Below are 12,877 nucleotides of genomic sequence, written 5' to 3'. Positions count from 1 at the left end.
TTGTTTGAGGATGGGCGCTGGGTTTATGGGTGGGCGTTGTTGATTATTCCATCGCTGTGTTTCACCCTTGAGATGAGCGCCAGTAATTTTTCTTCCAACTGGCCCTCTTCGCGCTTGCCATCACGGTACATGATTACAGGGCTAAAGATGGGCATCTCGCCCATTGCCAGTTGGGCTACATTATCTGGGCTGATGGTGTAGCGGCCCAGTGTTTGGGCCAGCGGCCAATCAAGATCGGGGAAAACCACGTAGGCCAGCTCAGAGCAAACGATGCGCTCGTGCGTCATGACGTCAAAATTAAAGTCGTATTCTTTGCCCAGCTGCTGCACCGCCGTGATTGCGGCAGTGCGCTGATAGTCTTTGCTTAATATGCGTTGATCGCGCAGCACGAGCAGATCGTCAATATTCATAAAGTGCTCAAGCGTGCTTAGGGTAACGCCAGAGCGCAGCGCTTCTACGATGCGTTTGCCTTTACGTACTTGTTCTTGCCACTGGGTAGGGATGTCATCCCATGCGCCCATTTCTTTAAGCTCGGCTTCAGACCCTAGCCACAGCGCCATATGGCCGTAGTGGCCTGGAATCATTTTATCGGTAAGGCGGAAAGGGGTTTTTTCGAGCAGGATATCCAGCGGGCGCATTTCGCTTTCTAGTTGGCTTAGGGTGCTGGCATCGGGGCGATTTAACTTGCCATTTCGGGTTTGCACTAGGCCTACCATTTGGCCAAAGCCAAAACTCAGACCAAAGCTGAGGGTATTTTGGGCCACTTTTCGCTGCTGATTAAAGTCTTCAAGAATAAATTGTGTGACTTCTAACGGATTGCCCCGGGCGCTTTTGCGCTGATTTACATACCAAACCGTGCTTTGGCTTAGAGCATATAAATACTGCTCATTGGCGTCAGGTATTTGGCTGCTTTCGCTCTGCATTTTAAAATATTGATCGAGCAAATTGCTGGCCAGCAGTAGCTGAGCGTGCACCTCGCCCGAGCGATATTGGCGGATTAATTGATCCAGTTGTACGGTGTTTTTGACGTCGTAATTAAGCAGATAGCGCAGTTCTGCATTTTGCGCATAGGGCGCAATGGCAATTTCGTAGCTATCCATCAGCACCAGCGCTGCGGCTAAGCCGCGTTCAATATCAAGCAGTGTTTTTTTGCCTATCTCATCGTAGGGATTCAGCGAGGGTGCCCACATCCGGCTTTTGGCGGTGGCACACAGCTCTGGTAAACCATTTGTGCTGGGCTTTTGTATGTTTAGGCGGATGGGGGAGGTGAGGGCGAAGCAGGGGGCGATATGCTCTACTTCGGGCAGTAGGCGGGCGCGCACCGCAAAATACTGCTGAATAATGCCGCGTAACTGCTCGCTTTGCTGGCGATTTAACTTGGGGATGTCGCTATTGCCGATGATCTGATGCAGCTCGGCAAAGCGGTAAGCTTCGGTGCGGATGCTGATCAGCTCAGCAATATTGGCCTGAAACTCTTGCAGGCTACTTACCGCCTGAGCAGGGCTAGTCAGCGTGAGCAATAACAGCAGGCTGGCAAAACGGCGGAATAACAAGTCAGGCAGTTTCATGAGGGCTCGCAAATAAAATAAATAGGCAGGCAAGGCTGGCTAAAAGGTGTTTTAAAGTATGGCCGGATAAATACTGCTGCAGGGCGTTAAAGAGCATTAGATCCTGTAATTCGGCGGTTTTAGCCAAAATATAGCAAAAGCTAGCCGCCAGCATCAGCCAAAAAGGGCGCTGCCTGCCGCAAAGCTGCCACTGCCATAGCGGCAATAAAATCAGCGGTAAAGCCTGTAGTAATAAATAGGGCCGCAAATCTTGCGTGACGACCCAATAGCCCACAGACAAAACGGCCCAGCAGGCTAAGGGAAGAATAAACCACGTGCTCTTGAGCCTGCCATGCAGTTGGCTGGCCAGCGCTGATAAAAACCCCGCACAAGCAAGGGCAATCGGAATTCGATCCCAAATCAGCCGCGTATCATCAGGTGCAAGGTGATACCAAGCCGAGCCTGCTGCGGTAAGCAGTAGGCTGAAAAACCCAAACATCCAGCCCGCTTTAGCAAGGCCCTGCTGTGAGCTGCTGCGCTGCAAACCCCATAGCCCGATCAGGGCAAAGCCGAGGTTGGACAGCACATCATGCAGATTAGCAATGCCCAAGCCCGCACGCTGATCCGCAAAATCATGATAATGCGCCTGCTGAGCAATCGGGCCGTGCCACAACATGAGCAGGGCAAGGAAGATAAAAAGGTAGAGAGCGGGTTTGAGGGCGGGCCAGCCAGAGTGGGAGGTGTGAGTCATTCGGCTTCTTATGTGAATTAGATTAGGTCTTTGATTAAGTGAACTTGATGTCTAACTTTTGGGTTGTGCGGCGTTAAAAACGGCTTCTATTACTCGTGTTTCCTTGCGCTTTTTGCCTGCGTGAATCCCTAGGGATAAACAAAACTGCCCACTAGGGTTAAATCCCCTGTTTTACGCATGGGCACGTTGAATAGCTGCTGTTTTTCGTGCAGGGTATTTTCATTATTGATGATGCTCAGTTGGGCGATGGTCATGGCGGGGGGGGCGCTGTAGCCGCCGTAGTAGTTTACATAGACCAGATAGCGGCCTTTGGGCGGGCTGGGATTGGCGTAGATTTCTGGGCCGTAGCCAGAGGTAACATCCACATCCAGTGCGCCGCCATTTTTGCTGACGCGATGGCCATAGTAGGTGTGTTCGCCATCGGGGCTAATCACGTGCAGGTCTAAGTCAGTGCTATTGGTATTCCATGAAAGCACGACGCGCAGTTTGGTTTGGGCGCGCTCTTTATTGCTGTCGTAAAACTGGCTGGCGGCACGCTCTTTACCATCAGGGCTGCGTACTTCTACGCTGTTTGCACCTCGGCTAAAAGAATAGGGGCGGGAGAAGCTGCCGTCTTCGTCAATGCGTAGCGGCATGGGCACACCATTGACGATCAGCCGATAGGGTTTGTTTTCTTCGCCTTTGGCGGGGGTTTTGGGTGTTTTGCCGATATGGCCACGGATCAGCGCCAGCTTGCCTTGATTTTCGGGAGTATTCACCAGCGTGGCTGGATATTGCACGTTTTGGGTGTAGCGCTCGGCCTTGCCGGTGGTATTGCGCCAGCCACCAGCGGGGGAATCCAGCCGCAGGCCTTCAGCTTGGGCAAGGGGGATAAGCAGCAGTATCAGTAAGTATTTCATGGTGACTCCACCAGGCTAAGCGCCATGGTTTCAATAAAGGTTTCATTACGCCCGCGCGGGTGGTGGCTGAATGCCAGATGCAGGTATTCATGAGCAAGAGTGATTTCATCATTTACCCCCGCTAGATTACGGATGTAAATGCGTTGCAGCTGGTGGTCTGCGTAAGGTAAGCCGCTATGCAGCTGACAAACTGTAAATGCGGTAGGCGGTGCATAGCCCTCTTCATGGCTCAGCCTGCCGTGCCAGCCTTTGGCCAGCGTGGCCAATTTTTGCTGAATATCTGGCCTAGGCAAGCAAACTGGCTCACGCGCCAAGGCGCTGCTGATCAACAAGAGTAGGGTGGGCAGCTGTGCCCACGCGTGTAAGCGCATGCGCGGTGAGGGCATGGAAATATAGCTACTCATAGGACTTCTCTACGCGGGTACGCATGGCTGACGCGCGGGTACGCTCCGCTGACGCGTGGGCACAAGGGCGTGCCCACCCTACGATATTTTCCCCAAAAATAGCCATTCATTATCGAATCTCCACCACCCTTGCCGCGCCTTCTTCCTGCGCGCTTTCATCCGGCTGATACATGCGGAAATAGCGGGCTGGCGGCAGGGTGAAGCGTCCGGCTTGAGTGAAGCGCACAATTTGCCGCATCACTGTTTTGCCTTCTAGCTTGGGCACGGGCATGGCATAGCCGAGGGCTTTTTGCTGCATGGCTTGCACCGCTAGCGTGTTTTGTTCCTGGCCTTCTTCATCTTCGTATTTATCTTGGCCTGGCAGATTGTCGATTTTTAGGCCCCAATGCTGCTCTTCAACCACTGCGCCGGGTGGTAGGGCGGCCTCTAGTAAGCCATAGCGATAGGTTTTTTTAGCATCCAGCACAATTTCGTCCACATACAATTTATCCGTGGCGAGCTTGCTGCCCCACTCCACTGCCTTGGCGCTAAAGCCCGCGTCTGCGGTGGGGACTAAAACATACAGCTGGCGATGAATACTGACACCTAGTGTGCTGGCGGTTTTAACTACGCTTTCGTATTTAAGCGTAGCGGCCAACTCCTTAGGCGCTTTGGCGATTTGTAGCGGTAGTTTTTCACCCGCCTTGCCCTTGAGTAGCCATTCAATACCGCCGCTGCTGCCGGTTTGCTTACGCCAGCTGCCGTCTGGAGCCAGTGTGCTGGCTTTGGCGGTTTTCCATTCGTCCTGTAACCAAAGTAGCGCCAGCGATCTTTCCAGTGTGGGGCTGTTTTGGCTGAGCGCCGCTAAAAGGCGCGGCGTATTGGTTTTATCGCCGCTGCTCCATGCAGCTAAGGCTTGTAGCCAAGGCTCTGGCCTTTGTTGCAGAGTGGTGGTAGCGGCCTTGGCTGCGGCTTTGATGCCATCTGGTAGCGCTAGTTTTTGCTGGCTGGCCAGCTTGCTGACCAAGACCAGCGCGGCCTGTTGCCCCAGCGCCGAGTCTGGCTCATTCATGATATTAACGCTGGTCGCAGTCTGCTTTGCGGTTGTTTTACCGAGCTGATCCACAAGGCCAGAGAGCTGGGTTTTGGTGGCTTCCCCGCTGGCATCCGCCATCCATAGCGTGAGCGCCTGATGCAGTGGCGGCATCACGCTATTGGCGTAAAGCGCTTGGAATGATTTTGAATTGCTCAGCCTAGGGCTGAGGCCCAGTGCGCGGCTGGCGGTTTGTTCGGCAAGACGGGCGTAAGCAGATAGCAGCGGGTCGGCCGCCGTGCTGTCGCCCCACCAGCTAAATACTGCACCAGAATCGCTCATTTTTAGTAAGCGTAAGCGGGCCGTTTCGATGCGCTGGCGTAATACTTCGCGCATGGGTGCGGGTGCGTCGGCCAGCTTTTGGTAAGCCATAGCCAGTGGCAATAAGCGGCTGGCGGTTTGCTCTACGCAGCCGTAAGGGTAGGCAATTAAATCGTCGATCACGCTGCGAAAAGCCGCGTCACCACTATCCAGTAGCTGTAAGCGCACATTTTGTGCATCCACAGGTAGGCTGATCTCGGCCTTACCATCTTGCAGGCTAATGCTTTGGCTTACGGTTTGTAAATCTTGCGCGGGCCGTAGTGATAGATCGGTAATTAACCTATCAATCAGCTTGCCGCCTTGTTTTAGCTCCACAATCAACTGGCCGTTTTGCAGCGGGCCAGGTTCAATCGCTACATAGTTTGTGCCTTTGGCAAGATTGAGCGTCTGCTCTTTTTGCGTGGCATTGCCCGCGCGCACCACCAGTTGATACTGCGCTTTTTCTGCTTGCTGAGTGATGGCTACTTGTAAGCTTGGAGTGTCGCCCTCGCGGAAGATTCTGGCCGCTGCCCATTGCACATAGGCGGCTTTATTCGAGTTGATATAGTGAGTTTTTTGACCAACGATGCCGTCGTTATCGATGGCGCGGGCGGTGATGCGCCAGCGGCTAAGCGCATCGGGCATGCGGAACTGGATTTTGAGTTTGCCATTGGCGTCGGTTTTAAGTGCGCCATTCCAGTAAGCGGTATCCATATTGTCGCGGCGTGGGCGCACCAGCATTTTTTGCGAGCGGGAGCTGTAGCGCATTTCGTCGCTGCCAGCGGCGCGTGGCGACCAAGCCATATCGTAGCCATAGAAATTTAAGCTGGCACTGGTGCGCACGGCATTGCGGCGGGCGTGGTAGAAAAAGTCGTAGATATCTGGGGTGATTTCGGGCTGTAAGAGATAAACCATTTCATCGACCACACCAAGGCTAAGCTGCGCGCTTGCGCCTTTGCCCGCCACCGCGCTGCTTAGCTCCAAGGTCACCAGATCGCCAGGTTGGTATTCTTTTTTATCCGCCTTGATGCTGACATCAATCTTGGACTGAATCACCGCTAAGCCACGGTTCTGAAAGCTATGACTGCCGTGCTTTACGTACAGCACCGAGAAGGTCATATTTGGGCGGTAATCTTTTTCTATCGGCAGGCTGATTTTCCACTGGCGGGCGCTGATTTTAGCCAGCTTAAGCCAGCTAGCGCCCTTGGCCAGCGTAGCTTGCTCCTGCACGTTTTCTAGCTCAAGGGTGAGTAGCGCATCGCTGACGTCTTCTGGGAAAGTCAGCATGCCTGATGCGGTTTCGCCAAGCTGATAGTTTTCTTTATCAAACAATAGCGAGATCGAGCCAGGCGCGACATTTAAGCCCTTGCCACTGACAATAAAAGGCGTTTGTCCTAGCTCTTTGCCAGTGGCGTCGAGCAGGCGAATCTGATAATTACCTGCCTGCTTAAACTGAATCGCCAGCTCTGCGCTCGCCACCTTGCCCGTTTGGCTGCTGCGGTCTTCTAAGCGCTGGGCGCTCCAGCTGGCGGGTTTGTTGCTGCCTGGCCAATCGCTGATGATTTTAAAGCGGGCGGTTTCGCCTGCTGAGGCAAATTGCGTATCAGGGCTAAGGCGGTAGCGGCTGGCGGCGCTGTCGATCAGCACTTCGCGGCTGGCGGTGACGGGGTAAGCGCCAGATTGGCTGCCAATCACCCGCAAGACATAGCGGCTAGGATCGGTGGCGGCGGGTAGGCTAAAACGCGCATTACCGCTGGCATCCAGCTTAAGCGTGTCTTGTCTTAGCTTAAGTGGAAACAAGCCTTGGTATTGCACTTCGTCATTCACCATGGAAACGCGCTGGCTGCGTAGCACCAGCTCTACCGATGCACCGGCCACGGGGCGGCCGTCGGGGTAGCGCATGCTGACTTTGCCGCTGACTTCTTCGCCGGTTTTGAGTGCTGCTTTGTCTAAATCAATGCTGATGTCGTAATGTGGCTTGGTATATTCGGCCACGCGAAACGGCGCGGCGTAAGGCGTGTTTTGATAAACCAGCCGCAAATCATAGCCGCCTGCCACGGCATTATCGGGCAGGGTAAAGTGGGTGGTGGCCCCGTCGGCGCTGATTTTAATTTCTTGGCGGGATAGCTCGGTGCCCGCCGGATCGCGCAGCATCAGCTGCACGGTTTCGCTTTTAAGGTGGCTATGCTCGCGGGCGCTGGTGAATTCCCTGCCAACTAACGCAATATTCACCGTGTCGCCAGGGCGGTAGAGGGGGCGGTCGGTGGAGATATACAGTTTGCTGTTGTTGACCTCGGCAGGGTAATAAAAGCTTTCCGAGATCATGGCGCCACCCTGTGGGTCGATGCCGTAAACGTAGCTTTGCTCGGGCGAGGTTTTCTTGAAAATGGCGATGCCTTCTTTATCGCTATCACCCGATTTTAAGCTGCCGTTGCCATCGCTCCAGACCAGCTCGCTATCTGCGACGGCGGCCCCCGTTTGTTTGTGTGCCGTCCATGCCAGCATTTGTTCGGCGGAAACCTTGGTAAAAAGCGCGGTATCGGCCACGAACAGTAAGGTGGCAGCGCGGTAGCTGCCCATATAGCCTTCCACAATATAAAGGCCCGGTTTGAGTTTGCCCAGTGGCACTCGCACATTACCAGGTGTCACACCGCGCTCGCTGCTGCTGCCTTCTAGTCTTGCATTGGGGGCTTCGGGCTTGGCGTTTTGTAGCGGGTAGCGAAACTCATCCACCAGCTCAAAGCCTTTTAAGGGTTGGTACTGGCGGGCTGCGGTATAGCGGGTGGTGGTGGGCGGCGGGGTTTTTAGTACGGGTGCAATATGGGTGACTGCACCACGAGCGGGCGCAGAAAAAACCCGCTGCCAAGCCAAGCGCGAGCGTGCATACCATTGGTCCCACAGATAGCGCAGCGCATTGGCCGCGCCTTCGCCCTGATAGTTGCCTTTTAAGTTCAGCTTATGCGGGTCTTTCTGTTGCTTTAAAAAATCCAGCGGCTTGGGTACGTGATAAACCAGAATATCCACGCCGCCGTAATTTTGGGCGTCGTAAGTGCTGGCCTCTAGGCGCACGGTAGCGGTTTCTGTGCTGGCAAAGCCGCTGTCAGAAAGCAGATAAAAGGTGCTGCCTTTTACGGCGTAATCGGCGGCAAAGCTCTGGCTGATTAATAGCCAGAGGGCAAGAAAGCCAAGCGATAGATACCGATAAAATTGGGATTGTCTGTGCGTGGCTGCCATCGCGTGTCTTTCCATTGCATTAATTGATCGATTCTTACGGCTCTTAGCCCCGTATCTTTGGGGCTAACCGTACCGGTGTGATAGGCAATATAACGACCTGTCCAGACCATCAAATGCTGGTCGTCGCCTTGGTCAAAAAACAGTAAATCACCAGGCTCAGCCTGATTAATATCCTTGCCGATCAGGCGGGCGTTGTTTTGCACCAGGCCAAACGCGGCTACATAGGCCGCTTGCTTGCCATCGGCCAGCTTCCAGTTATGCCGCATCGCTTCACGGCGCTCTGGCGCTAAATCCACCTCCGGCGGCAGGCCTGCACGGCTAATGCCATTGCTTTGCAACCATGCTGCATCATGTTTTTGCAAAGCCTCTGCCACGGCAAAGCGCACCAGCCCAGCACAATCCCTATGCATCCAGCGCGGGTTAGGGCCTTGGCGTAGCTGCTCATTGATAATCCGCACAAACCAGCCCCTGAACGCCTGTGTTTGCGCGGTATTTAGCTCGGCGGCTTGGCTGATTGCGCTAAGGCAGAGCAGCAGAAGGGCGCTTAAAAACTGACTCAATATTGGGCCTGTGTGGGGTATGGATCGTGCGTTCTCTGTGATTCAAGACTTTGGTTTTGCTATGCGACATTAATTCATCACTTAGGCTTACGCCATTCTAGTCTTTCCCAGTGCTGATCCTTGCGCTGGTCGCTGCTGGGGCTGAGCTGCAAGCCGGTGTCAGGGAACTCGGCGATGGCCTTGATATGTGGCAGCAGGTAAGTTACCGCCGCGCTTTGCATGAGTGGTTGAGATTCGCCGGGTAGGGTGGCCATCGTGGCTTTTTGGAGTAGCTGCGAAAGCGCTTCGGGGGCGATATAGCCTTGCTTTGGGCCTTCCATCCGGTCTGCCAGTGCGGCGTAGCGCTTCTTCTGTACATCCATCGCGGTGGTGACGAGCTTGCGATCGGGAGAGAATACAATCGATGCGCCAGATTGCGCCATGCTGACATCAAAGTAGCGGCCAGACGTGATTTTATCTGCGCCAGGCGCGGCGTCCTTGGCGTCTTTGCTTAGGTTGCCATCATTGGCGCTAACGGCGCGTTGCAGCAGCAAGCCACCATCCTTCTTGCTTTTTCTGACCGGCAGGCGAGCGTGTTCCTCATCACGCAATCCCGCTTCGCTGGCCCCAATCAGCCAATCGAATAGCTGCGGTGCATGCTTGGCAAATTGCTCTGGTTTTTTGGTTTGCGCCAGCAGTAAGGGGCTGTATAGCGATGAATCTGGATACCAGCACACACCTGCCGCAGGCTCTAGCTGCGCCAGCCAATCGGCGGGGATGTTGGCTTTTTTGCTGACAGGAGCGAGCGTTTTCCAGTCTACAGGGGCAGAAAGGCAAAGCGCAGCGCCATCTGGGGCGGATTGCCACAAGGGCATGCCGTCCCAGCGGGTTTGCTGATTAAGTAAAATATGGCTGAACCAGCCGGTTTGCTTATCGGCCGCAGCGATATCCATACGCACTGCTTTTACATTTCCAAAGAGGCTTTGATAGCCAAAAGACAGGTAGCGCATATTCGCCACTACGGCATGGCCACTACTGGCAGCTTGTACGCCGTAATGTTGCAGTAAAGGATTGGGGGTGTCGCTAGCGAGTTTAACCAGCAGCTTGGTCCAAGCCGCCGCTTGTTTGCCCTCCAGCCAGCTTTTGTCGGAAAGCACCACCAGCTTATTATTCTGGCTAAAAAACCACAGCGCATCGTCGCCACCAAATTGCAGCTTATACAGTGGAATCTTATTGATGCTGCCATCCACGCTTAGCTGTGTGTCGCTTAGCGCGGCCTTGGCAATCCAGCTCAGTAGGCTGGCAAAATTGTTTTTTTCGATACGCAGCACCCAGTGTCCTGGGCGGCCATCATCGCTTTTCCACATCGCCATTTCGGCGGGCTCAGATAAAAGCGCATGGATAAAATGATCTTGCAGATTAAGCTCATGCTCAAAAGCAATTCGCCGCAAGGCGCCTTCCAGCCCCAGCTTATCTGGGTGGTGCTCGTAATAATCCACCGCATCTTCGGTAAATACCTGCTTAAAGAACGGCACTTTCAGCAGCGCGGCCGGCAATGCAGCTAAATTTGGCGTCGCCACCACCAAGTCCGGTACTGCCAGCCCTGCGGGTAGGGCAATAATCGGCGTATCCAGCTTGGGAGGGATTTCTGTCGCCGGCTTCAAAGCCCAAAAAGCCCCCGCCACCGTCAGCCCCCCCAAAGCAACCGCTACGAGCCATTTTGTCTGTATTTTTTTCATAAAAGAATCGCTGGAGAGATGATGGGCCAATTTAATTGTAAGCTGTTTTCAGGTTGAATATTATAGGGTGAAATATGTGCGTCAGTATTTTTATTTGCAACTAGCTGTGTGTTACCCGCTAAAAGTGTGAACTTCTTTTAGAGTCAGTTGCTTATGCTAATTTTGCTAGTTTTGGGGTGTTTTTAATGGTTGTGTAATTTGCAACTCTATTTGACGTGTAAATATTATTTTCTGTGTTTTTGTTGTTTTTGTTGTTTTTTATGTGAGTTCGTTTACTGCACTAGCAAGGTTGGAATATCATTGATTAATTATGCTTACGTACTAAATTATTGCTAAGCATGTGTTTAAAATAACCTACTAGTGTCTCTTATGCTCCCCTTTACCCGTGTTTTATGCTTGTCTGCTAGTTTATTTTCCCCATTTATTCTTGCCGATAACCTTTCGCAGCAACCTGCAGGCCAGAGTGTTCAGGATGCTCTGCGCCGTCAAGAAGACAGAATTCGCGATCTTAACCAGACACTTAAACCCAGTGCAGATGAATTAAAAGCAACAACGCTGCCTACCTTATCTGCTGTTTTACCAGCTGAGCAGCCTTGCTTTGTGCTGAAGAAGATTCATGTTTTTGCTCCTGCTGCACGGCAGCCTTTGCCCGAGTGGTTGTTGCAGGCCCTTAATCAGCAGGTTTTTAGTGTTTTTACGGGGCAGTGTGCAGGCGTGAATGGTTTAAGCCAGATTGCCGCTGCGGCAGATGCCGAGCTGCTTCGTTTAGGCTTGGCAACATCACGCGTGGTGGTTCCTCCGCAAAATATGGGGGGTGGGGAGTTAAATTTGCAACTGCATCTTGGGCGAATAGCGGGAGTGCAAATGCAGGATGGGGGTAAAGAAGATACGCGCTGGGGCACTTGGGTGAATGCGTTTCCAAGCTGGCCGGTGATGAGTGCGGGTGATGTGCTGAATGTGCATGATCTGGAGCAGGGCGTAGAGCAAATGAATCGTTTGCCTAGTCAGCATATTGTGACTCGCTTGGAGCCAGGCTCAGAGCCAGATACTAGTGTGGTTTTTATTGATCGCCAAAGTGGGGATTTGCTGCAGCGCTTGCGAGGTGGCTTAACGCTAGATAATAGCGGCTCGGCTTCATTGGGGCGTACACAGTTCTCTGGCTATTTGGCTTTTGATAATGCGCTGGGTCTGAATGATATTTTGAATCTATCACTCAATAGCAATGCTGAAAATCCAGATAACGATCATCAAAGCCAGTCTGTCTCGGCGAGCTACAGTATTCCTTGGGGCAACCATACGTTTTCTAGCACATACAGTAGTAGCAAATTTGCACAATGGGTAGCGGGGACAACAACGCGCTTCTTATCCAGTGGTGAAAGTGAAAGTGCTGATTTGCGTTGGCAATATCAGCTGCTCCGCACCAGCTCAGCGCGGTTTTCTATCTCAACAGCACTGAGTTCACGCCGTTCAAATAGCTATTTGGATGACGTGGAATTAATCGTGCAACGCAGGCGTACAACGCAGCAAGAGTTTGGTATGAATTATCGCCAGCTTATGGGGGCCGTTAGCTTTGATTTAGCTTTAAATTATAAAAGTGGCCGTGGCTGGTATGAGGCAGAAGATGATTACCCTGCAGAAATGGCCAATGGCTTAACGCTACGCCCAAGCATCACCACATTCGATTTAGGCGTGGCTTTACCCTTTCAAATGGCTGCCCAGTCAATGCAATACAACTTTAATTTGCACGGGCAATCTACCCCAGACACCACACTGAATAATGAGCACATCAGCATCGGCGGGCGTAGCAGCGTGCGCGGTTTTGATGGGGACACCGTACTCATGGCAGAAAACGGCTATTACTTGCGTAATGAGCTGAGCGCCTCACTGCCTATGCCAGAAGGCTTGGGTTTACAAGCGTATTGCGGCCTAGATTATGGCCGAGTATGGGGGCCAAGTGATGCAATGCTGACTGGGCATAAATTGGCTGGCACTGTTTTAGGCTTACGTGGGCAATGGAAAAAAGCGCAGTTTGATTTAAGCGCAGCTTCACCCTTACATCAGCCAGAAGGGATGAATGCCGACCCATATGTGTGGTACGGCTCCGTCACCTTGTCGTTTTAATTCCCGCTTTTTGATCTCAAGCCTGTGAGTAACGGGCTTGCCTGTGCCACGCCTATTGGCCGAAGTGGCGCGTCTAAAGTATTTTAATTTTGAGTCTAACGCTATGAACCAAAATCGTTACCGCCTTGTTTTTAATGCTCACCGTGGTTTATTAATGGCTGTTGCTGAAACATCTCACCGTCAGGGGAAATGTGCCAGTGGTGAAGGTGGGGCGGGCAATGTTTCAGTGCCGCTTATGCAAAGCAGAGGATAACTTAAAGGTTGGCGTACG

General features: G+C 52.8%; 9 protein-coding genes. 2 read left to right on the top strand and 7 right to left on the bottom strand.

Annotated features, from left to right (window positions below):
• Window positions 1-23: 23 nt before the first annotated feature.
• The 7 genes from R6242_RS03950 to R6242_RS03920 all read right to left on the bottom strand — a co-directional run bounded on the left by R6242_RS03950 (window position 24) and on the right by R6242_RS03920 (window position 10,485).
• Window positions 24-1,568, bottom strand: coding sequence for a YiiX/YebB-like N1pC/P60 family cysteine hydrolase (locus R6242_RS03950; protein ID WP_318424013.1), 1,545 nt, complete (start codon window positions 1,566-1,568; stop codon window positions 24-26).
• Complete coding sequence (locus tag R6242_RS03945; protein WP_318424010.1) at window positions 1,555-2,298, bottom strand: hypothetical protein; 744 nt, start codon at window positions 2,296-2,298, stop codon at window positions 1,555-1,557. The genes R6242_RS03950 and R6242_RS03945 overlap by 14 nt, the downstream gene beginning before the upstream one ends.
• Window positions 2,299-2,426: 128 nt before the next feature.
• On the bottom strand, window positions 2,427-3,197 hold the full coding sequence (locus tag R6242_RS03940) for a YfaP family protein (RefSeq protein WP_318424006.1): 771 nt from the start codon (window positions 3,195-3,197) through the stop codon (window positions 2,427-2,429).
• On the bottom strand, window positions 3,194-3,601 hold the full coding sequence (locus R6242_RS03935) for a DUF2300 domain-containing protein (protein WP_318424004.1): 408 nt from the start codon (window positions 3,599-3,601) through the stop codon (window positions 3,194-3,196). Before R6242_RS03935 ends, R6242_RS03940 begins: the two co-directional genes overlap by 4 nt.
• Window positions 3,602-3,710: 109 nt before the next feature.
• Entirely contained in the window at window positions 3,711-8,207 is a 4,497-nt protein-coding gene (locus tag R6242_RS03930; RefSeq protein WP_318424001.1) for an alpha-2-macroglobulin family protein, read from the bottom strand.
• Window positions 8,135-8,767, bottom strand: a complete 633-nt coding sequence (locus R6242_RS03925) for a DUF1175 domain-containing protein (RefSeq protein WP_318423998.1) — start codon at window positions 8,765-8,767, stop codon at window positions 8,135-8,137. Before R6242_RS03925 ends, R6242_RS03930 begins: the two co-directional genes overlap by 73 nt.
• Window positions 8,768-8,844: 77 nt before the next feature.
• The gene (locus tag R6242_RS03920; RefSeq protein WP_318423993.1) at window positions 8,845-10,485 is read right to left on the bottom strand and encodes a DUF2138 domain-containing protein; all 1,641 of its coding nucleotides are present in this window, start codon (window positions 10,483-10,485) and stop codon (window positions 8,845-8,847) included.
• Window positions 10,486-10,854: 369 nt separating this feature from the next.
• Here R6242_RS03920 and R6242_RS03915 point away from each other — a divergent pair, with 369 nt between their 5' ends.
• Both R6242_RS03915 and R6242_RS03910 read left to right on the top strand, forming a co-directional pair.
• The gene (locus tag R6242_RS03915) at window positions 10,855-12,606 is read left to right on the top strand and encodes a ShlB/FhaC/HecB family hemolysin secretion/activation protein (RefSeq protein ID WP_318423991.1); all 1,752 of its coding nucleotides are present in this window, start codon (window positions 10,855-10,857) and stop codon (window positions 12,604-12,606) included.
• A 103-nt stretch (window positions 12,607-12,709) separates the two neighbouring features.
• Window positions 12,710-12,859, top strand: coding sequence for an ESPR-type extended signal peptide-containing protein (locus R6242_RS03910; RefSeq protein ID WP_318423989.1), 150 nt, complete (start codon window positions 12,710-12,712; stop codon window positions 12,857-12,859).
• Window positions 12,860-12,877 lie beyond the last annotated feature (18 nt).

It is taken from the genome of Iodobacter sp. CM08, assembly GCF_033446605.1.
GTDB lineage: Bacteria > Pseudomonadota > Gammaproteobacteria > Burkholderiales > Chitinibacteraceae > Iodobacter.
Note: the sequence above shows the minus strand (reverse complement) of the source record. Positions and strands in the feature narration are given on the sequence as shown.

What these genes read in the sequence shown, in the direction of transcription:
- R6242_RS03950 (WP_318424013.1), bottom strand. Translation starts at nt 1,568, where the DNA reads ATGAAACTGCCTGACTTGTTATTCCGCCGTTTTGCCAGCCTGCTGTTA.
- R6242_RS03945 (WP_318424010.1), bottom strand. Translation starts at nt 2,298, where the DNA reads ATGACTCACACCTCCCACTCTGGCTGGCCCGCCCTCAAACCCGCTCTC.
- R6242_RS03940 (WP_318424006.1), bottom strand. Translation starts at nt 3,197, where the DNA reads ATGAAATACTTACTGATACTGCTGCTTATCCCCCTTGCCCAAGCTGAA.
- R6242_RS03935 (WP_318424004.1), bottom strand. Translation starts at nt 3,601, where the DNA reads ATGAGTAGCTATATTTCCATGCCCTCACCGCGCATGCGCTTACACGCG.
- R6242_RS03930 (WP_318424001.1), bottom strand. Translation starts at nt 8,207, where the DNA reads ATGGCAGCCACGCACAGACAATCCCAATTTTATCGGTATCTATCGCTT.
- R6242_RS03920 (WP_318423993.1), bottom strand. Translation starts at nt 10,485, where the DNA reads ATGAAAAAAATACAGACAAAATGGCTCGTAGCGGTTGCTTTGGGGGGG.
- R6242_RS03915 (WP_318423991.1), top strand. Translation starts at nt 10,855, where the DNA reads ATGCTCCCCTTTACCCGTGTTTTATGCTTGTCTGCTAGTTTATTTTCC.
- R6242_RS03910 (WP_318423989.1), top strand. Translation starts at nt 12,710, where the DNA reads ATGAACCAAAATCGTTACCGCCTTGTTTTTAATGCTCACCGTGGTTTA.